Origin of the sequence: Streptomyces sp. NPDC048603 (assembly GCF_043199475.1) — a bacterium.
In the GTDB taxonomy this organism is placed as follows: Bacteria; Actinomycetota; Actinomycetes; order Streptomycetales; family Streptomycetaceae; genus Streptomyces.
Map to the genome: position 1 here is coordinate 668,572 of NZ_JBICVY010000002.1, position 21,023 is coordinate 689,594.

Sequence of the window (21,023 nt, forward strand, 5' to 3'; positions counted from 1 at the left end):
TCCCGGAGCGCGGCTACGGGGCTCCGGGGATTCCCGTGTGTGACCAGGTGGGGTCAGCTTCGCCAGGACGAATGCTGACCCAACCCTTGACTCTGCCGCCTGCACCTCGTGTCTGGGGACGCCGCCGGCCAACGCCGCGCGGACGTCCGGCAACGGCTCCTCCGGCGGACCGGCGTCCACGTAGCGCGGGATGTTGAGGTTGAAATCGTTCCCCGCGATCTCCTGCAGCGTGACCGCGCGATACCGATCACTGCTTCGAGCCGGTCGTCTTCGATGATGCCCCGGCGGATCTCCGTTTCTGAGCCTCCCCGGAACAGCACACCGTGCGGGGTTACGACGGCTCCGATCCCGTCCGGACGAAGCACGGCGAGGACGTGCTGGACGTTCATCCAATCAGCCCTCTTCCCCTGTGCGGGAGTCCAGCCGTATCGCATCCGCTCCGGGTGTTCTATCTCCCTATCCGTGTAGTTCATCGAGAACGGAGCGTCGTTCAGCACCCGGTCGAAGCGTCTGCGCCGGCCGTCACCCTGCATGTGGAGTGGATCGGCCGGCGTGTCACCACAGCACCGACCGTCGACGTACTTCTTGGCCTGGGCAGGCATGCCATCGGATCTCCAGATCATCGTCACCCAGAGGAAGCTCCGCCGTCCAGGCCGTAGCGGGGAGCGCCCCTTCCGCGGCCGGGCGAGCGGCGGTCCCTTCACCGGCGGCAGCGAAGCGGATGGACGGGTTGGGCCCCTGGCCGACGGGTTCGGTGTCCCGGGCGCGAGTCGCGAACGGAACCGGCCAGGGCGTGAGGCGCACAGGTCACGGGCAGGATGTCCAGAGCTCATGGGTGTCCGGCCGCGTGCGCCCCGTTGTGCGGCCGGTGCCGAGGGGCCCGGGTCTGCGGTCTACTGTTCGGGACTCGCGAGATCATCCTGTGGTGATCGTCGCTTACTTGAGTGATAATCACGTGAATCGACAAGGAGCCTTCGGCGAAACGTCTGAGCCAACTGACGGGGTGGTGATGCGATCATCTGCCCGAGTGTTGCGAGTACAGGCCCGACGGACGCCAGGGGCGTCGGCCCTCCGGGCCCACGCGGCGTCGTGGGCCTCTGGTGCTGCCGCTCACGAGGGACTCCCCGGTAGCGCGACCGGCTTCTGGCCTCGGGGCTAGGAGGCGCACACGTACCAAGCCGTTCCATGGTTTCCCGGATGGGTCACGACCTCGGACGCACGCCCGCCCGGACGCCGTTGCTCCGCACGGGGGTTGAGGACGGGGGCGCAGCCCCCGGAAGGCCTCGCCACCGGCTCGCACTCAGCTCGACTGTCAAGACCACGTGCTCGGGGACCGCGTGTGCTGGCGTACGCACTGCAGTCCCGGCGAGCAGGGGTATCCAAGGGGGAATCGCATGCCAGTGGTACGGAACGAGTTGTCCGTGCAATTACTCGGACCACTCCGAGTGTGGCGGGAGGACGAGGAGCTCGCCGTCGGACCACCCAAGCAGAAGGCATTGCTCGCGCTGCTCGCCACGCACCGGGGCACTGTGGTGAGCCGCGAGCAGATCATCGATGCGCTGTGGGGGCCTGAGGCCCCCGACACGGCAATGAACGGAGTGCACACCTATGTCGCGGGCCTGCGACGGGTGCTCGATCCCGACCGCCGCGGCAGGGAGGCCGGCGGGCTGCTGATGTCCACGGCCGGCGGGTACGAACTGCGCCTGCCGCTGCAGTCGGTTGACGCGGCCCTCTTCGCCCAGTTCTGCGTCGAGGCCCGGCGGATGGCTGCCGAGGGGGACGAGGCTGCCGCCTTTGACCGGCTCGGCAAGGCGCTCGGCCTGTGGTACGGGGACGCGCTCGCCGGGATCCCCGGGCCGTTCGCGGCCCTGGAGCGCGGCCGGCTGCGCGAGATGCGGTTCTCCGCCGCGGAGGACTGGATCGTCGGGATGATCGCCGCCGGCCGCTGCGAGGAAGCGATCGTGGTCACCGGCGAGGCCATCGCCCAGGAGCCGCTCCGGGAGAAACTGCGCTGTCTGTTGATGCTCGCCCTCTACCGCAGCGGCCGGCAGGCGCACGCCCTCCAGGCGTACAACGACGCCCGCGCCCTGCTCCGCGAGGAGCTCGGGATCGAGCCGGGTGTCGAACTGCGCAGCCTGCACCGGCGGATCCTGTCCGGAGAGGAGGTGCACGCCCCGGCCGGGCGGGGGCCCGCCCCCGCCCGGCAGGGGCGGCCGCAAGAGTCCGCAGCGGAAGGGGTGGCGACGGCCCCGATGCCCGCCTTGTATCCGCGGCAACTCCCCTCCCGTGCACATGTGTTCGTCGGCCGCGAAGACGAACTCGGGTACGTTCGCCAGCTGCTGGTCCAGGAAGTCCCGGAACGCGGCCGTGCCAGCCCGATCGTCGCCATCGACGGGCAGCCCGGAGTGGGCAAGAGCGCGCTCGCGCTGGAGCTGGCGCACGAATGCCTGGGCCGCTTTCCCGACGGCCAGCTCTACACAGACCTCGGCGGGACCAGCGAACGCCCGTTGACGCCGTCCGAGGCGCTGGCCCGGATGCTGCTGAGCCTCGGTGTCCCGGCCGACTCCCTCCCGGCCGACCTGGACGGGCGAGCCACGCTCTACCGGAGCCTGCTGCACGGCAAGCGGATGCTCGTGCTACTGGACGACGCCCTCGACGGGGACCAGATCCGGACACTGATCCCGCAGGGTTCGGCCTGTGTAATCGTCACCGGCCGCAGGCCGCAGCGCGGCCTCGTCGCCCGCTACGGCGCGCACCGCATCAGCCTCAAGCCGTTGGACCCGGACACGGCCGTGGACCTGCTCGAGCGGCTGCTGGACGGGGAGACCGGGCGGGGAACCCGCGAGGCCATCCACCGCCTCGTCGAACAATGCGGGTACCTCCCGCTGGGCATCCGCATCACGGCGGCTGCGCTGCTGGAAGACCCGTACTCGTCCCCCGAGCGACTCGCCGCGCTGTACGAGGATCCGGCCACCCGGCTGGACCTGCTGGCGGTGGCGGGCGACGAGGGCATGAGCGTCCGGGCGGCGCTCCGGGCCAGCTACCGCAGCCTGCCGGAGAAGACCGCCCGGCTGTTCCGGCTGCTGAGCGCCGTCGGTCTGGAGGCCATCGGACTGCCGGAGGGGGGCGGTGTGCCCGGAGTCCACAGCAGCGAGGTGATGTCCCATCTGGAACTGCTCGCCGATCTCGGTCTGTTGGAACGGAAGGGCGCCGGTCGCTACCGCTTGCGTGAGCTGATCTGGGCATACGCGGAGGAGATGGCGGAGGCGGAGCAGCAGCCCCGTCTGCCGCGCGCGGTGCGCAGGCTGTCGGCCGCGCCGCCGCCCGGGTACGGCAACCTGCGCACTGGCTGACGCCGCGCCACAAACCCTGTCACGTACGGGTGGTGATGACGACCCGGTCCGCTCCGTGCTGGCCGGGTCGTCCTGCTGTGGTGCGTGCCGAGGTGCGCCTCGCCTTCCTGGTGATCACCTGAACGGCTGAAATGCGCCCCCTACGGCGGTGTTAGGGGGTGCGGGGTCCTTGCGGCCGTGCTTTGATACGGGACAGTCTCGTATCGAAACTCTGGAAAGGGGGAAGCTCCATGTCCGCACCCGCAGTCTGGAGTAGCCCGAAGCGCTGGTGGGCGCTTGCCGTTCTCGTGATGTGTGTGCTGGTCAACGGCTTGGACGCAACCATCCTCTATGTCGCGATGCCCGAGCTCGTGGACGCGTTGGGCGCCTCCAATTCCGATCTGCAGTGGTTCCACAATGCCTACACCCTGGTGTTCGCGAGCCTGATGCTGCCGTTCGGTGTCCTCGCCGACCGTATCGGCCGCAAGCGCCTCCTGTTGGCAGGTTTGGCGGTCTTCGGCATCGCGTCGGCCTACGCGATGATGGTCGACAGCTCTGGCGAACTGATCCTCGGCCGGGCGCTGATGGGCCTGGGTGCGGCCATCGTGACCCCCGTGTCCCTGGCCATGCTGCCCGTGCTGTTCGCCCCTCAGGAGCGGGCCCGGGCCCTGGCCATCTGGTCCGCGGGCGTTGCCTTGGGCCTGCCGATCGGGCCGCTGGCCGGCGGCTGGCTGCTGGAGCACTTCTGGTGGGGGTCGGTCTTCCTGATCAACATCCCGATCCTCGCCGTGGCCATGGTGGCCGGCTTCCTGCTGTTCCCGGAGCACCGCGGCGTGCGTGAGCACGCGTTCGACTGGCAGGGTGCGGTCCTCTCGGTCGCCGGGCTCGGCGCGCTCACCTTCGCCCTGACCAGGGCCACGGAGGAGGGCTGGCTCAGCACCGACACCCTGGGAGGCTCCGCGGTCGGCGTGGTGCTCCTGATCCTCTTCGTGGTGCGCGAGCGCAGCACGCCGCACCCGCTGCTGGACGTACGGAGCTTCGGGAACCGGCATTTCGGCGCCTCTGTCGTGGCCCTCCTGCTCGTGCACTTCGCGATGACCGGCTTCCTGTTCATGCTCAGCCCCTACCTGCAGGCCGTCCTCGGGAACTCCTCGCTGGGCACCGGAGTGCGGATGCTTCCCGTCGTGCTCGCCGTCATGGTCGGCGCGGGTGCCGCGGAGCGGCTCGCCCCGCGCGTGGGGCCGCGTGGCCCGGTGACGGCGGGGCTGCTGATGATGGCCGTGGGACTGCTGATCTTCTCCACCACCGACATCGACTCCAGCGAGACCGCCGTCGCCGCCTGCCAGCTACTGCTCGGCATCGGCATCGGGCTCACCCTGGCCATCGCCATGCACACCGCGCTGTCCACCGTCTCCGATGACAAGTCGGGAGAAGCGTCCGGTGCCACCAGCGCCTTCCGGCAGGTGGGCGGTGTGATCGGAGTGGCGGTGCTCGGCAGCGTCCTGGGCACGGCCTACCGCGACGACATGGAACCGGCCGTCGGCGGCCTGCCCGAGGAGGCCGCCGACGCGGCCAAGGACACCGTCGGTGCCGCTCTGCACGTCGCGGACATGGCCGGCCCCAAGGGCCAGGCGCTGGCGGACGCCGCCCGTCAGGCGTACGTGGACAGCATGGACGTGGCCCTCATCGGCGGTGCGGTGGTGCTCTTCGCCGTCGCCGCGGTGGTTTTCGCCTGGATGCCCTCCAGGAGTGCCGACCACGGCGTCGCCCACGTCCAGGGCGGTTCGTCCGGCTCCTCCGCGCCCGCCGCCGAGCGCGTAGGATGAGCCGTTCGGAACGTACTTGGTCTACCACGGTGGGCATACCGAGAGGCTGACGGGACACATGTACGAGACGCGTGAAGGCCGACAGACCGCAACCCGCCCCGTGGGGCGGCCTCGCAGCCGCCACGCGGACACTGCGATCCTCCAGGCCGCGGTGACCGTCCTGGGCGAGGCGGGCTTCCAGGGCCTGACGATGGACCAGGTCGCCCGGCGAGCCGGAGTGGGCCGCGCCACCGTCTACCGGCGGTGGCGGTCGAAGGAAGAAATGATCATCGGTGCGCTGGACACGCTGATGGCCGACTTCGACGTGGAGGCCACCGGTGACCTCCACCAGGACCTGTTCGCCATGACCTGCTGGCTCCGGGACGGCCTGCTGAACGCGCCGGAGGGACGGCTCCTGCCGCACCTCGCCGCACAGGCCGTCAGCGACCCGAACTTTCCGTCCAGCCACATGGACACCTGGGTCTGCCCCTGGCGCGATGCCGTCGAGGCCGTCCTCAGCCGGGGCCGTGAGCAAGGGCTTGTCCGCCAGGACGTCAACCTGACCGGCATCGTGGACATGCTGGGCGGTGTGGTGATCCTGCGCCTGTTCCTCGGGCACGGCCGCCCGCTGGGCGACGACCAGATCCGGGACATGATCGACGCGGTTCTCGGCGGCGCACTCGTCCGTGGAGTCGCGAGCGCCTGAACCGCCCCCTCGCGCACCACCGCCACCGGCCCCGCCCGCCTCCGCCGCGCAGCCCCGCTGTCGCGGCCCGGCCCGGGGCCGGTCGCCGTCCTGCGCCCAGACAAACGGAGACCTCCCATGACCGCGCACGCCCACCCGCCGCTGTCCGCGCCACGCCGGATCGGCGAGATCCGTAGCTGGCCCGCCTCCTTCGCCGACCGGCTCACCTCCCCGTTGCCCGGCGTGACCGACTTCGTCCGTCTCGCCCTGCGCGGGCAGCGTCTGCGGCCGTCCGCCAAAGCCCTCTCCCAGATCCCTGATCTGCCCCTGGACCCCGGCCCGGTGCCCGACGCGGGGCCCGAAGACCTGACCCTCACCTGGGCCGGGCACGCCAGCTGCATCGTCCGGCTCGGCGGCCTGACCGTCCTCACCGACCCGGTCTGGTCCAAGCGGATCGTCGGCACCCCCGACCGGATCACACCGGTCGGGGTCCCCTGGCGGGACCTCCCGCACGTCGACGCCGTCGTCATCAGCCACAACCACTACGACCACCTGGACAGCGACACCCTGCAGCGCATGCCCCCGGACACCCTGCTCCTCGTCCCGGCCGGGCTCGGCGCCTGGGTCCGCCGCCGGGGCTTCACCAACGTCACCGAGCTCGACTGGTGGGAGGCCGTGGAACTGCCCGGACCGGTCGGCCCGGTCCGCTTCGACTTCGTGCCCTCCCACCACTGGAGCCGGCGCGGACTGACGGACACCTGCCGCAGCCTGTGGGGCGGCTGGATGATGAGCGCGCCGGACGGCCGCCGCGTCCACTTCGCCGGCGACACCGGGTACGGCCACTGGTTCGGCGAGATCGGTGCCCGCTACCCGGGCATCGATCTGGCCATCCTTCCCATCGGCGCCTACGAGCCGCGCTGGATGCTCGCCCCCGTCCATACCTCCCCGGAGGAGGCCGTGCGGGCCTGCGAGGACATGGGGGCCAGGATCATGGCCCCCATGCACTGGGGGACCTTCCTGCTGTCAGCGGAGGCGCCCCTGGAGCCCCTGCACCGGGTCCGGGACGCCTGGGCGGCCACGGGGCGGCCCGGACAGGACCTCTGGGACCTGGCCATCGGCGCCTCGGCCGTCTTGCCCGCCGGCGCATAGCGCACGGCCAGTGCACGTCCAGATGAGATGAAGACCTTCTACAGAACGCCCGTGCAGACTGACGAGGCGAAATACAGCGGGTCCGGAAACCACCCGCTCCCGCCCCGGATTCTGCACCGGTCCAGAGGAAGGTCAACGCATGTCGTCCAGTCTTTACGGTATTTCCGCCGACTATGACGTCGTCGTCATCGGAGGAGGGCCGGCCGGAGCTACGACGGCCGGCCTCCTCGCCAAGCGCGGACACCGTGTGCTTGTGCTCGACCGGGAACGCTTCCCGCGCTACCACGTCGGCGAGTCCCTCATTCCGGCCTTCATGCGGCCGATGGAGGAGCTCGGTCTGACGGAGCGCATGGACCAGCGCGGATTCGAGCGGAAGTACGGCGGTAGCCTCGTCTGGGGCAACAACCAGGTGCCGTGGAAGTTCGCCTTCCTGAAGGGCAAGTACCCCTACGCCTTCCACACCCGCCGCGCCGACCTGGACGCCCTGATCCTCGACCGGGCGCGCGAACTCGGTGCGCACATCATCGAGGACGCCACCGTCAAGGAGCCCATTGAGGAGAACGGTCGAGTCGTCGGCGTCCGTTACGCCCTGCGCGGCCTGGACGGCGTACGCGAGGTTCGCGCCGGCCTGGTCGTCGACGCCTCCGGCCAGGCCCGGGTGCTCAGCCGCCGCTACACCGACGTCAAGTGGCACGAGGAGCTCCGCAACGTCGCGGTCTGGACGTACTACGACAACTGCGAGCGCCTCGAGGGCGACGAGTACACCAACATCCTCATCGAGGGCCTGGACGACGGTTGGTTCTGGGCGATCCCGATCGACAAGGGCACCATCAGCGTCGGCTACGTGACCCGGTCCGCCACCGCGGGCGAGGCCGGCCAGTCCCTGGAGGACCTCTTCCACGCTGAGCGCGACCGCACCACCAAGCTCAAGCACATGCTGCGCAACGCCCGCCAGTCGGCAGGCTTCCGCACCGCCCGCGACTGGTCCTACCACTCGGACCGGTTCCACGGCGACGGCTGGGTGCTGGTCGGCGACTCCGCCGCCTTCGTCGACCCGCTGTTCTCCACCGGTGTGGCCCTGGCCTCCCTGGCCGGCAGCACCCTCGCCACCATCGTCGACCAGATCATCAAGCACCCGGAGATCGAGGCCAAGGCGCTCGACCGCTACGCCCGCGCCTATTCCGGATTCTTCGACGAGATCCGCGAATTCGTCGAGCGGTTCTACGACCGCACGAAGTACAAGGAGTTCTACCACAGCCTCGCCCAGGAAATGATCGACCCCGAGCACGAGCGGAAGCCGGCCGACGACTTCGTCACGCTGATTTCCGGCCTGAGCGGTAACCACCCGATGTTCCACATAGGCCTCGACGACCTCATCGCGGACGTGTCCACGCCCGCCGGCGTCGAATCCTGAAAATACCCTGTGGCAGCCGTCGCGCCCGCCCGCGACGGCTGCCACAGGGCTGCCTGCACGACATGTGTTGATGTGTCGCACCCGATTTGATGAGGGCACGGGGGAAATGACCAGCCATCAGTTACAGATCTTGTTCGTCGACATCGCGATCATCCTGATCATGGCACGGGGCCTCGGCTACCTCGCGACCCGGATCAACCAGCCGCCCGTCATCGGCGAGATCGTGGCCGGCGTGCTGCTCGGTCCCACGCTGCTCGACGGAGCGCTCAGCGAGACGCTCTTCCCCGACGAGGTCCGGCCCATGCTGGTCGGGGTCGCCAACCTCGGCGTCGCCCTGTTCATGTTCGCCGTGGGCCTGGAGATCGAGAGCAGCACCATGCGCGGGCACGGACGGGTCACCGTCGCCGCCGCCGTCGGATCCACCGCCGTCCCCTTCCTCCTCGGCATCGGCCTGGCCTTCGTCCTGCTGCCCCGGCACGACTCGTCCAACGTCGGAGCCTTCGTCGTCTTCATCGGCCTGGCCGTCTCCGTGACGGCCTTCCCGGTGCTCGCCCGCATCCTCACCGACCGGGGACTGAGCCGTACGACGGTCGGAGGCATCGCCCTGGCCACCGCCGCCTTCGTCGACGTCGTGGCCTGGGCCGCGCTCGCCGGGGTGAACGCCTCGGTCGGCGCCGACGGGGACCACTGGCTCGTCCTGTTCACGGTGCCCTACCTGGCCGTCATGCTGCTCGTCGTACGGCCGCTGCTGCGTCGCTTCCTGACGCCCGGAGGCACTGGCACCCCTGCCGGCCCGCTCAAGTTCGCCCTGGTGCTGGTCGGGGCGCTGCTGTCCGCCGCGGCCACCGAGGCCATGGGCATGCACCATATCTTCGGCGCCTTCCTCTTCGGCCTCGTCGTGCCCCGGGAGGGCGCCCAGGCCCTGCGTGCCGACCTGCACGACCGCACCGGCCACCTGACCGCCGTACTGCTGCCCGTGTACTTCGTGGTCGCCGGATTCCAGGTGGACCTCGGCGGGATCGGCCTGTCCGGGCTGCTGGACCTCTTCCTGATCCTGCTGGTGGCCATCGTCGGCAAGTTCGGCGGAACGTACCTGGGCGCCCGCTCGCAGAAGCTGCACCCCCGGTCCGCCGCCTCGCTGGCAGCACTGATGAACACCCGCGGACTGACCGAACTCGTGATCCTCGGTGTCGGCCTCAAGCTCGGGCTCCTGAGCGGCCAGCTGTACTCGCTGATGGTCGTGATGGCCGTGGTGACCACGGTGATGACCGGCCCGCTGCTCACCCGCATCCAGGGCGGCCGGCTCCCGGCCTCGCCCGACGACAGCGACAGCCGGGACCGGATCGGCGCCGCGTCCCAGTGACCGGCGCGGGCCCGGCCGCTGCGACAGGAACACGGACGAGACGAGCAGGACGGAAGGGAACATCCGCCATGCACTTGGTCGAACGGGACCAGGAGCTCACCGCACTCACCGACATGATGCTGCGCGGCGCCCGCGGCGAGGGCCAGACGGCCCTGGTCACCGGCGGGATCGGCTGCGGGAAGACCGCTCTGCTCGCCGAACTCGGTGAACTGGCCACGGAATTCGGCTTCCAGGTGCTGACCGCGGTCGGCTCGCTCGCGGAGCGCCGGACCCCCGGCGCCATCCTCGGACAGCTGCTGCGCGACGTACCCGGAGCCGCGGACGGCCGGACCGCCCTGGCGGGGCCGGGCGGACCCGGCAGAGCGGCCCGCACCGAGGGCCCGGCCACCGCGCGGACCGAGGGCACCGTCACCCGGCTGGGACCCTCGGCCCTCGACCCGGAGGAATCCCGGGTGCTGCACCGGATCTGTACCGCGCTCGAAGAGCAGGCCCGCCGGAACCCGCTGGTCCTGTGCATCGACGACGTGCAGTTCATGGACGAGTTCTCCCTCCACGGGATCCTCCTCCTGCTCCGGCGGCTGCCGGCCGTTCCGCTCACGCTGGTCATGACCGAGTGCACCCTGTCCCGCACCGCCGACCCCCGGCTGCACGCGGCGCTGCGCCGCCTGCCCGGCCACCGGCCGCTCACCCTCGGCCGTCTGACGGACGAGGGCGTCGCCGCTCTCCTCGCCACCCGCCTCGGCCCCGGCCCCGCCCGGCTCCTGGCCCCCGCGTGCAGGGAGGTGAGCGGCGGGAACCCGCTGCTGGTGGAGGCGCTCGCCGAGGACAGCCGCCACACCGCGGACGGCCCCGCCCCCCGGCTCGACCCCGGCGAGGCATTCCTCGACGCCGTCACCGGCTGCCTGCACCGCGGCTGGCCCGCCCTGCTGCACATCGCCCAGGCCCTCGCGATACTGCACGAGGACGACGCCGCACCGCAGACGGTGGCCCGCCTCGCGGAAGTCGACGACGCCGTCCTCGTCCGCGGCCTCAGGGCCCTCGACAACGCCGGACTGCTCAGCGACGGCCGCCCCCGCCATGCCGCTGTCCGCACCGGCGCCCTGGCTGGATGCACCGGCGAGGAGATCGGCGTGCTGCACCGGCGCGCCGCCGAACTTCTGTACGAGGAGGGTGCCGCCGCGATCGGCGTCGCACGGCACCTGGTCGCCGCCGGGCGGGTGGACGCCCCCTGGGCCGTGGGCCAGCTGAGGGAGGCAGCCGAACGGCACCTCGCGGCGGGACGCCCGGCCCTCGCCCGGCCCTGCCTGGACACCGCACTGCGCCACTGCCGGGACGAGGACGAGCGGCTCCGCCTCAAGGCCATGCTGGCCGGTGCCACCTGGATGCTCGACCCCAGCATGGGCGCCCGCCACCTGGTCGAACTCGCCGACGCCCTGCGCGAGGGCCGATTGCCCGCCCAGCACGCCGTCATGCTCGCCAAGTACCTCCTCTGGCACGGCCGTTACGACGAGGCCGCCGACGCCATCGAACGGATCACCCGCCAGGACGGCGGCCCCGCCGACCCGCTCGCCGCCGCCGAGGCCCGGGCCACCCGTGAGCTGCTGTCCGTCACCTATCCCGGCCTGGTGCCCCGCGGCACCGCGGACACCGGCCCGGTCCGGCGCACCGCCTTCGCCGGGGACCCGCGCACCCGCGGCGCCGCCGCCCTCTCCGACGTACTCCGGTACGGGCCCGCACCCGAGCCCGCCGCCGCCGCCGAGGCCGCCATGCGGGTCATGCGGCTGGGCCGGAACACTCACGAGTGGCTGACCTGTGCCGTGTCCGCCCTGCTGTTCGCGGACCGCACCGAGGCCGCCGCGCACTGGTGCGACCACTGGCTCGCCGAGGCGCGCAGCAGGCGTGTCCCGCTGTGGATCGCCGAGTTCTCCTCGCTGCGGGCCGGGATCGCGCTGCGCCAGGGCCGCCCGCTGGACGCCCGAAGGCTGGCCGAGGCGGCGCTCGCCCAGGTGCCCGCCGAGAGCTGGGGCGTCTGCATCGGCGGACCGCTGGCCAACATGATCCAGGCGACCACCGACCTCGGGGACCTGGCGGCCGCCGCCGAACTCCTGGAAGTACCGCTTCCCGACGGCCTGTTCAGCAGCCGCTTCGGCCTGTACTACCTGCACGCCCGCGGCTCCCACTACCTGGCCGTCGGCCAGCCCCAGGCAGCCCTCGACGACTTCGCCAACTGCGGGGCACTGATGCGGGAATGGGGACTGGACCAGCCCGCGCTGATCCCGTGGCGTTCCGGCGCCGCCCGCGCCCACCTTGCCCTGGGGGCCACCGGCCGCGCCCACGAACTCGCCCGGGAGCAGCTGGCCCTGGCGGGCGAGGCCCTCACCCGTACCCGCGGCATCTCCCTGCGGGTGCTCGCCGCCGCGAGCCGCCCCTCCCAGCGCGGCGCGCTGCTGCGCAGCGCGGTGGCCGTCCTCGAGGAGTCCGGAGACCGGCTGCAACTGGCCGGTGCCCTCGCCGAGCTGGGGACCGCCCAGCTCCGCTCCGGGCAGGTCTCCTCCTCCGACGCATTCCTCGGCCGGGCCGCCAGGCTGGCCGAGGAGTGCGGCTCCCCGGCGCCCGCCCGCAGGCCTCCGGCCTCCTGGCGGGGTGCGGCCGGACCGGCCCTCGCCTCTGCCCCCGCCGGCCCGGACGGGGTGCGCGGGGAAGTCCTGGAGTTGCTCAGCCCCGCCGAACGGCGGGTGGTCGGGCTGGCCTCCGCAGGACTCAGCAACAAGGAGATCTCCGGACGGCTCAACGTCACCGTCAGCACGGTCGAACAGCACCTCACCCGGATCTTCCGCAAGCTCGGCGTCCGCACCCGGGGCGATCTGCCCCGCGCCGCGGGCGAGTGAGTGCGGCTCCACCCGCCCGGGGCCGGACCGGGCCCCGGAACCAGAGCAACAGCTGACCGCCACCACCTCACGAGGAGAGTCGGGAACACCATGAAGCGCACTGACCAATACGATGTGGCAATCCTCGGCAGCGGCATGGCCGGAGGCATGCTGGGCGCGGTCCTGGCGCGGAACGGCGTCAAGGTGCTGCTCCTCGACGCCGGCACCCATCCGCGCTTCGCGGTCGGCGAGTCGACCATCCCCTACACCTCCGGCATGACCCGGCTGATCGCCGACCGCTACAAGGTGCCGGAACTGCGCGCCCTGTCGAGCTTCAAGGGCATCCGCGAGAACGTCTCCCGCAACTGCGGGCAGAAGCAGAACTTCGGCTTCGTGTACCACCGCGAGGGACAGTCCCAGAACCCCCACGAGATCAACCAGCTGGTCGTTCCCTCCGTACTGCGCACCGAGACCCACCTGTTCCGCCAGGACGTCGACGCGTACCTCTTCCACCTGGCCGTCAAGTACGGCGCGCACCCGCGGCTGAACACCCGGATCGTCGACATCGAGACCGACCCGGACACCGGCGCGGTGCTGCGCACCGACGGCGGGGAGGAGTTCCGCGCCAGCTACGTGGTGGACGGCAGCGGCTTCCGTTCGCCGCTCGCCGAGAAGTTCTCGCTGCGCGAGACCCCCACCCGGGCCCGTACCCACTCGCGCTGCCTGTTCACCCACATGGTGGGGGTGGAGGCGTTCGACAAGTCGCCCGCGGCGGCCCGGCACGACCAGCCCAACCCCTGGCACCACGGCACCCTGCACCACGTCTTCGACGGCGGCTGGCTGTGGGTGATCCCGTTCGACAACAGCCCCGAGTCCCTGAACCCGCTGTGCAGCGTGGGGCTCACCCTGGACCCGCGCCGCTTCCCCAAGGACGACCGGAGCCCGCAGCAGGAGTTCGACGACTTCCTCGCCCGCTTCCCCGAGATAGCCCACCAGTTCCGCAAGGCCAGGACCGTCCGGCCGTGGGTCTCCACCGGCCGGCTCCAGTACTCCGCCAAGCAGGTCGTCGGCGAGCGGTTCTGCCTCACCTCGCACGCCGCCGGGTTCATCGACGCGCTCTACTCGCGCGGCCTGACCAACACCATGGAACTCGTCAACGCCCTCGGCTGGCGCATCATCCAGGCCGCCAAGGACGGCGACTGGTCCATGGAGCGCTTCGGCTACCTGGAGGACCTCCAGCAGGGCCTGTTCGACTTCCACGACGACATCGTGTACAGCTCCTTCGTCGGCTTCGGCGACTACGAGCTGTGGAACGCGGTCAACCGGACCTGGATGCTCGGCACCATGCTCGGCAACGTCATGCTGGAGGACGCCTACTACCGGTTCGAACGCACCGGGGACGACGGGGTCTTCCGCGAGCTGGAGACCCACGGAGCCCCCGGCTCCCCGCTCCCGGTCAGCGCCGGCTTCAACCGGATGGGGCACTTCACCCGGGAGCTGTGCCAGGCGGTGGAGGCCGGGACGGAGCGTCCGGGGGACGCGGCCCGCAAGATCCTCTCGTACATCGGGGACGCCGACTTCATCGCGCCCGCCTTCCGGTTCGGTGAGCGCGACACCCGCTGCTTCGCCATGTCCCCGGCGAAGATGGCGATGAACGCCAGGTGGTGCCGGAAGGACGCACCGCCGGAGCTCGGCCCCCGCATGATCAACGCCAGCAAGGGGCTCGTCCGGATGCGGCTCCGCGCCGGCCTGTAGCCGCACCGCGTCACCCGACCCCTATGCCCCCGACAGGGGGGTGCGGGGAAACCCCCGGTCCGGCTGAACAGGGGGTTTCCCCGCGGGCGTCCCGCTTCCTAGCCTGGAACCAGGCGATGCGCGGATATCCGGTGACCTTCAGGGGGCCGTCGAGGTCCGCGCGTGACTACGCCGGTCCCATCCGGTCGGTCCGGCACGCAGCGGCACGGCACCCCACGGCACGCACGGTGCGGCCCGGACCCGGTCCATCCCTCCAGGACGATAAGGCAGCGAATGAACCCGCATTCCACACCCGATCCCGAGGAACTGATCGCCGTCGTCGGCATGGCGGGCCGCTTCCCCGGAGCCCCCGACACCGACAGCCTGTGGCAGCTCCTGATCGACGGCCGCGAAGCCATCCGCCCCGTCCCCGCCGACCGCTGGGACGCCACCGTCCAGCTGGACCCCCGGCTGAGGATCCCCGCCGTCGGCGGCTTCCTGGAGGACATCGACCTCTTCGACGCCGGCTTCTTCGGGGTCTCCCCCCGCGAGGCGGCCGCGATGGACCCGCAGCAGCGGCTGCTGCTGGAGGTCGGCTGGCAGGCTCTGGAGGACGCCGGCCAGCGGGCCTCCGAACTGGCCGGCAGCCGGACCGGCGTCTACGTCGCCACCGTCTGGCACGACTACGAACTGCTGCGCAAGGTCCGTGGCGCCGGCCACACCTCGCACACCCTCGTCGGCACCGGCCGGGACATCCTCGCCAACCGCCTCTCGTACTTCATGAAGCTGCGCGGCCCCAGCCTGGCCGTCGACACCGGCTGCTCCTCGGGCCTGGTCGGCCTCGACCTCGCCGCCCGCGCCCTGCGCAGCGGGGACATCGACGCCGCCCTCGTCGGCAGCACCAACCTGATGATGGACCCGCACGTCACGATCGGGCTGACCCACTTCGGCGGGCTCTCCCCGGACGGCCGGTGCGCCTCGTTCGCCAAGTCCGCCAACGGCTTCGTCCGGGGCGAGGGCGTCGCCGCCGTCTACCTCAAGACCCTGGCCAGGGCCCTGCGCGACGGCGACCGGGTCCACGGCGTCCTGGTCAGCACCCTGACCAACAACGACGGCGGCGGCCACAGTCTGGTCAGCCCCAGCCAGGAGGGCCAGGAAGACCTGCTCCGCCGCAGCTACGACCACGGCACCATCCCCGCCGCCGCCCTGTCCTACGTGGAGGCCCACGGAACCGGCACGAAGCGCGGCGACCCGACCGAGGCGGGCGCGCTCGGCGCCGTCCTGGGCCGCGCCCGCCCGGCCGGGGACCCGCTGCCGATCGGCTCCGTGAAGACCAACATCGGTCACCTGGAAGGGAGTTCCGGCCTGGCCGGGCTCATCAAGGTGCTGCTCTCGCTGCGCCACCGGACCGTGCCGCCGACCCTCCACGCCGAGGAACTCAACCCCGAGATCCCCTTCGACGACCTCAACCTGAGCGTGGTCCGCGAACCGCTCGCCCTGCCCGCCGAGGGCCCCGTCTACCTCGGCGTGAACTCCTTCGGCTGGGGCGGCACCAACGCCCACGTGATCGTCGCCTCCCCGCCGGAGGGCGCCGCGGCCGCCGACGGCCCGGTCCGGCCCGGTCCGGCCGCCGCCACCGGACTTCCCCCCGTGGTGACCCTCTCCGCGCACCGGGCCCCCGTCCTCGCCCGGCGCGCCGCCCGGCTCCGGGACGCGCTCGCCGCGGCCGGCCCGTCCGGCCCCGCCGAGGACCTCGCCGCCACCCTCGGACGACGCCGCGACCACTTCCCCGAGCGGGCCGCGTTCGTCGCGGAGGACCTCGCGGAGGCCGACGCCGTCCTCACCGCCCTCACGGCCGACGACGACCGACCGCAGCAGGACGACGTCACGGCCGGCACCGCCGGAGCCCCGGCCGCGCTCACCGGGCGCGCCGTGCCGCACGGCCGCACCGCGTTCGTCTTCCCCGGCCAGGGCTCGCAGTGGCGCGAGATGGGCGTGGCGCTCTACCGGGACAGCACCCTCTTCGCCGCCGTCGTCGACCGCTGCGCCAAGGCGCTCGCCCCGTACACCGACTGGGACCTGATCGACGTCTTCGCACCGGACGCCGCGCACGAGGGAGCCGGACCGGCCGGCCGCGGCATCGCGGACTCCTGGACCGAGCGTACCGACGTCCTGCAGCCCGCCCTGTGGGCGATGTCCCTCGGCCTGGCCGAACTGTGGCGTGCCTCCGGGATCACCCCCGACGTGGTGCTGGGCACCAGCCAGGGCGAGATCACGGCGGCCACCTTCGCCGGGGCCCTCTCCTACGACGACGCGGCCCTGGTCCTCGCCAGGCGCGGTGCCCTCATCGCCGAACGCGTCTCCGGGCGCGGCCTGATGCTCGCCGTCGACCTCGACCGGGAGGCCGCCGTCCGCGCCATGGAAGGATTCGAGGACGCCGTCTCGTTCGCCGCGCACAACGGCCCGAACTCCTGCGTACTGTCGGGGGACTCCGAGTACATCCTCGCCCTCAAGGAGCTGCTCGAGGCGGAGGGCACCTACTGCGCCCTGGTCAACATCGACTACGCCTCCCACAGCGCCGGCATGGCCGAGCTGACCGAGGACCTCACCTCCCTCGTCTCCGCGATCCGGCCCGCCGATGGCGAGATCACGATCATGTCGACCGTCGAGGCCGCGCCGGTCGACGGCAGCACGCTCGGACCCGGCTACTGGGTCCGCAACCTGTGCGAGCCCATCGAGCTCGTCTCCGCCATGGGCCGCCTCTTCGACGAGGGCGTCACCCACGTGGTGGAGATCAGCCCGCACCCCGTGCTGCAGCCCGCCCTCGAACAGCAGGCCGCAGCCCGCGAGGAGAACCTCGCGCTGCTCACCACCCTGCGCCGGGGCCGGGGCAGCACCCGCGACATGGCCGAGGCCCTCGCCCGCGCGTACACCGCCGGCCTGGAGCCCTTCGCCGCGCTGCCCCACGACGGCCGCTTCCCCGTCCCCGGCTACCCCATGGAGCGCCAGAGCTTCTGGCCCGCCGAGGGTCACCGCTCCACCGGCGCCGCCCAGGGCTTCGAAGCCCCGCTCTCCCCGGCACCCGGCCGGTCCGGGGTCTGGCACGGCGCCCTCGAACTGGCCCCCGCCGCCCTGCCCTGGCTCGCCGACCACAAGCTGTACGACACCGCGCTGCTGCCCGGCGCCGGCATGCTGGCCGTCGCCCTGCACACCGCCCTGGCCCGCACCGGCAAGCTCCCCGCCCGGCTGGAGGAGGTCGCGTTCACCAAGGAGGTGACCCTCGGCGAGGAGCCGGCACGGCTCACCGCCGCATGGCAGGACACCCCCGAAGGCGGTGAGTTCCGCCTGCTGTCCCTGCCCGCCGGCGCCGAGGAGTGGGACGTCGTTGCCACCGCCCGCGCCGAGCGGTCCGCCCGCCCGGCCGACGTGCCGCCGGCCTTCCCCGACTGGGCCGACGGCTCCGCGACGGACCTGGACCCGGGCGAGTTCTACCGACGGTGCACGGCGCGCGGACAGGTCTACGGGCCCGCCTTCCAGGGCGTACACACCCTCCACCGGAACCCCGCAGGCACCGAGGCGCTCGGCGAGGTCCGCCTCGCCGAGGACCTGTGGGCCGGGGCCCGGCCCCGGGTCCTGCACCCCGCCCTGTGGGACGCCGCCCTCCAGGTCGCGCTGGCGCTCGAGGACGGCGACGAGGCTCTGATGCCCACCGCCGTCCGGGAGATCCGGGTACTGCCCGCGGGGGAGGAGACCGCCACCGCGGTCTGGTCCCACGTCGTGCGCGGCACCGACGGCACCCTCGGCATCCGGATCTTCGACGCCGCCCGGCGGCCCCTGCTGGTGATGGAGGGCCTGGTACTCCGGCCGCTGCCCACCGGCCGGGGCACCGACCCCGGCGCGGAACGGCTGCACCGGATCCACTGGACCGACGTCACGCCCCACGACGCCGACCAGGACCGGGCCCGGCAGCACGCCTCCGCCGCGGCCCCGGGCCGCTGGGTCGTCTGCGGCAGCACCGGGAGCAGCGCCGACGCCGTCATCGAGGCCCTGACCGAAGCCGGGGCCGAGGCCGGCCACGCCGGTGCCGGCACCGACCGCCCGCTGGGCGAGGCCACCGCGGACCTCGCCGGGGTGGTGTTCCTCGCTCCCCGCGCCTGCGTCGGCCCGGACGCCCAGCAGCGCGGCCTCGCCCACCTCACCGCGGTGGTCCGCGCCTGCGCGGCCCTGCCCGCCCTGCCGCGCCTGACCGTGCTCACCGACCGGGCGCAGAGCGTCGAGGCCGACGACACCCCCGACCCGGGCGCCGCCCTCTACTGGGGCTACGGGCGGGTGCTCCAGCGCGAGCACTCCGAACTGCGCACCCGGCTCGTGGACGTGGACGCCTCCCACCCCGACTGGGCCGCGGAGTGCGCCGCCGTCCTCCTCGCCGCCGACACCGACGACCAGCTGGCCCTGCGCCGCGGACGCCGGCTGGCCGCCCGGATCGTCCGGGGCGACGGCGACGCGGCGGACGTGCCCGTCCGCCCCTGGCGCACCGTCAGGCAGCCCTTCCGGGTCGGCGCCGCGCGCACCGGCGGCCCTGACACCGCCGAGTTCCTGCCGCTCACCCTGCCCGAGCCCGGCCCCGGCGAGGTGGTCGTGGAGACCGCCGCCGCCGTGGTCGCCCAGGCCGACCTGCGGGACCTGGCCACCCTGCGCAGCGGCCAGGCGGGTGCCGTCCCGCCGCTCGGCCGCGCCTGCGCAGGCCGGATCACCGGGGTGGGGGAGGGGGTCACCGGCCTGCGCCCCGGCGACCGGGTGGTCGCGATCGCCCCGGGGGCCCTGGCCGGACAGGTCCTCGCCGACGCGGCCCACGTCGTACGGATCCCGGACAGGCTGGACGACGCCGGAGCCGCAGCCCTGGTCCTGCCGGCGGCCGCCGCCTGGTACGCGCTGACGCGCACCGGCCGGGCCGCCGAGGGCGACACCGTGCTGGTCCATACGCCGGCCCTGCCCGACGCGCTCGCCGCCGTCCAGGCCGCCCACGCCCTGGGCGCCCGTACCCTCGTCGTCGGCACCCATGCCGCCGAGGAGGCCGCCCTGCTCCTCGGGGCGGGCGCCGAACAGGTCCTCGACGCCGCCGACCCCGAGTGGCCCGACGCCGTACGGACGGCCACCGGCGGCCTCGGCGCGGACGTCGCCCTGGGGCCCGCCACCGGCACCACCGCCCGCCAGGTCTGGGAACTCCTGGGCCCGGACGGCCGGTTCGTGGAGGACGCGACCCGGGCCGCCGCCGCGGACCCGGCCCTGGGACGGCACCCGGTGCCCGCCGGGGCGACGTTCGGCTCGGTGGACCTCGACGGGCTCCGCGGGCACCGGCCCGAGATCTTCGCCGGCCTGCTGGCCGAGGTGTGGGACCTGGTCGTCGACGGCCGGTTCACCGCCCCGCCCGTCACGCCGTACGACTGCCGAACCGTCACCGGGACCACCGTGTGGCTCGGCCACGACCACGACCGGACCCGGCTGGTCCTCACGGACCTCGGCGAGATCGGCCACGTCGCCCCGGAGCCGCTGCCCGGCGGCCGGTTCCGCGCGGACGGCGCCTACCTGATCACCGGCGGCCTGGGCGCCCTCGGCGTCTCCCTCGCCGGCTTCCTCGCCGGACTGGGCGCCGGGACCCTCGTCCTGGTCGGCCGGTCCGCGCCCTCCAAGGAGGCCGCCGCCCAGCTGGACGCCCTGCGCGCCGGCGGCACCACCGTGGAGGTCCTGCGCTGTGACGTCGCCGACCGGGCCGCCCTGCGCCGGTCCCTGGACACCCTGCGCGAACGCGGACTGCCCCCGCTGCGCGGCGTGGTGCACGCCGCCGGCGTGGTCGACGACGCCACCATCGGCCAGGTCACGCCCCGCCAGCTGGCGAAGGTCCTCCAGCCCAAGGCCGACGGCGTGCGCGGCCTGGAAGCGGCGACCGCCCAGGACCCGCTGGACTTCTTCGTGATGTTCTCCTCGGCTGCCACCCTCGTCGGCAATGCCGGACAGGCCGCCTACGCCGCCGCCAACGCCTACCTGGACGCGTTCGCCGAGCTCCGCCGACGGCGCGGGCTGCCCGCGCTCAGCGTGCAGTGGGGACCCTTCGCGGACATCGGCCTCGCCGCCCGCAGCGAACAGGCCGGCGCACGCCTCGGCGACCGAGGCCTGGACAGCTTCCCGGTGGGCGAGGCATGGGCCGCCCTGGTCCGGATGCTCGGCCAGGACCGCGCCGTCCTCGGCTTCGTCCCCATCGACCTGCGGCGCTGGTTCGACGCCGCCCCCGACACGGTCGCGCTCAGCGCCTGGCGGGAACTGCACGCCGGCCTCCAGGACGGCTCCGCCGTCGCCGCGGGCAGCGCCTTCCTGACCGAGCTGCGCCAGGCCCCGGAGGAGGCCCGGCCGGCCCTCGCCGAGGACAAGGTCCGCGAACTGGCCGCCCGGGTGCTGCGACTGGACCCCGAACGCCTCGACCGCGACGCCCTGTTCGAGTCCCTCGGACTGGACTCGCTGATGAGCCTGGAACTCCGCAACCGGCTCGAGGCCGCCTTCGGCCTGCGCCTCTCACCCACGCTGCTGTGGACCTACGGCACCCTCCGCACCCTGTCGAAGGCCCTGGCCGAGCAGATCGCCGCCGCCCCTGAGGAGACCCGGTGACCGCCGCCCCGTCC

10 protein-coding genes are annotated in these 21,023 nt (G+C 72.8%); 9 read left to right on the forward strand and 1 reads right to left on the reverse strand.

Annotated features, from left to right (window positions below; genetic code table 11):
* Window positions 1-53: 53 nt before the first annotated feature.
* Window positions 54-833, reverse strand: a complete 780-nt coding sequence (locus ACGFQ9_RS06545; protein WP_393571791.1) for an N-6 DNA methylase — start codon at window positions 831-833, stop codon at window positions 54-56.
* Window positions 834-1,421: 588 nt separating this feature from the next.
* On the opposite strand from ACGFQ9_RS06545, the gene ACGFQ9_RS06550 reads away from it, so the two are divergent.
* The 9 genes from ACGFQ9_RS06550 to ACGFQ9_RS06590 all read left to right on the forward strand — a co-directional run bounded on the left by ACGFQ9_RS06550 (window position 1,422) and on the right by ACGFQ9_RS06590 (window position 21,009).
* Entirely contained in the window at window positions 1,422-3,353 is a 1,932-nt protein-coding gene (locus tag ACGFQ9_RS06550; RefSeq protein WP_393571793.1) for a BTAD domain-containing putative transcriptional regulator, read from the forward strand.
* A gap of 230 nt (window positions 3,354-3,583) precedes the next feature.
* Entirely contained in the window at window positions 3,584-5,158 is a 1,575-nt protein-coding gene (locus tag ACGFQ9_RS06555) for an MFS transporter (RefSeq protein ID WP_393571794.1), read from the forward strand.
* Between the two features lie 58 nt (window positions 5,159-5,216).
* The gene (locus ACGFQ9_RS06560) at window positions 5,217-5,843 is read left to right on the forward strand and encodes a TetR/AcrR family transcriptional regulator (RefSeq protein WP_393571796.1); all 627 of its coding nucleotides are present in this window, start codon (window positions 5,217-5,219) and stop codon (window positions 5,841-5,843) included.
* Window positions 5,844-5,960: 117 nt separating this feature from the next.
* Window positions 5,961-6,971, forward strand: coding sequence for an MBL fold metallo-hydrolase (locus ACGFQ9_RS06565; protein ID WP_393571798.1), 1,011 nt, complete (start codon window positions 5,961-5,963; stop codon window positions 6,969-6,971).
* Window positions 6,972-7,110: 139 nt separating this feature from the next.
* Window positions 7,111-8,385 (forward strand): NAD(P)/FAD-dependent oxidoreductase, encoded by a 1,275-nt coding sequence (locus tag ACGFQ9_RS06570; protein ID WP_393571800.1) that lies wholly within the window; start codon window positions 7,111-7,113, stop codon window positions 8,383-8,385.
* A 106-nt stretch (window positions 8,386-8,491) separates the two neighbouring features.
* Entirely contained in the window at window positions 8,492-9,748 is a 1,257-nt protein-coding gene (locus ACGFQ9_RS06575; protein ID WP_393571802.1) for a cation:proton antiporter, read from the forward strand.
* Window positions 9,749-9,816: 68 nt separating this feature from the next.
* Window positions 9,817-12,636: an AAA family ATPase gene (locus ACGFQ9_RS06580; RefSeq protein WP_393571804.1), complete on the forward strand. Its 2,820-nt coding sequence runs from the start codon at window positions 9,817-9,819 to the stop codon at window positions 12,634-12,636.
* 90 nt (window positions 12,637-12,726) lie between these two features.
* A complete protein-coding gene (locus tag ACGFQ9_RS06585) occupies window positions 12,727-14,370 on the forward strand; it encodes an NAD(P)/FAD-dependent oxidoreductase (RefSeq protein ID WP_393571806.1) in 1,644 nt (547 codons plus the stop codon).
* Window positions 14,371-14,643: 273 nt separating this feature from the next.
* Complete coding sequence (locus ACGFQ9_RS06590) at window positions 14,644-21,009, forward strand: SDR family NAD(P)-dependent oxidoreductase (RefSeq protein WP_393571808.1); 6,366 nt, start codon at window positions 14,644-14,646, stop codon at window positions 21,007-21,009.
* The last annotated feature ends 14 nt before the right edge of the window (window positions 21,010-21,023 follow it).

Bases quoted from the DNA above. Each gene is read 5' to 3' on its own strand.
- ACGFQ9_RS06585 (WP_393571806.1), top strand. From the start codon at position 12,727: ATGAAGCGCACTGACCAATACGATGTGGCAATCCTCGGCAGCGGCATG.
- ACGFQ9_RS06590 (WP_393571808.1), top strand. From the start codon at position 14,644: ATGAACCCGCATTCCACACCCGATCCCGAGGAACTGATCGCCGTCGTC.
- ACGFQ9_RS06555 (WP_393571794.1), top strand. From the start codon at position 3,584: ATGTCCGCACCCGCAGTCTGGAGTAGCCCGAAGCGCTGGTGGGCGCTT.
- ACGFQ9_RS06575 (WP_393571802.1), top strand. From the start codon at position 8,492: ATGACCAGCCATCAGTTACAGATCTTGTTCGTCGACATCGCGATCATC.
- ACGFQ9_RS06565 (WP_393571798.1), top strand. From the start codon at position 5,961: ATGACCGCGCACGCCCACCCGCCGCTGTCCGCGCCACGCCGGATCGGC.
- ACGFQ9_RS06570 (WP_393571800.1), top strand. From the start codon at position 7,111: ATGTCGTCCAGTCTTTACGGTATTTCCGCCGACTATGACGTCGTCGTC.
- ACGFQ9_RS06580 (WP_393571804.1), top strand. From the start codon at position 9,817: ATGCACTTGGTCGAACGGGACCAGGAGCTCACCGCACTCACCGACATG.
- ACGFQ9_RS06545 (WP_393571791.1), bottom strand. From the start codon at position 833: ATGAGCTCTGGACATCCTGCCCGTGACCTGTGCGCCTCACGCCCTGGC.
- ACGFQ9_RS06560 (WP_393571796.1), top strand. From the start codon at position 5,217: ATGTACGAGACGCGTGAAGGCCGACAGACCGCAACCCGCCCCGTGGGG.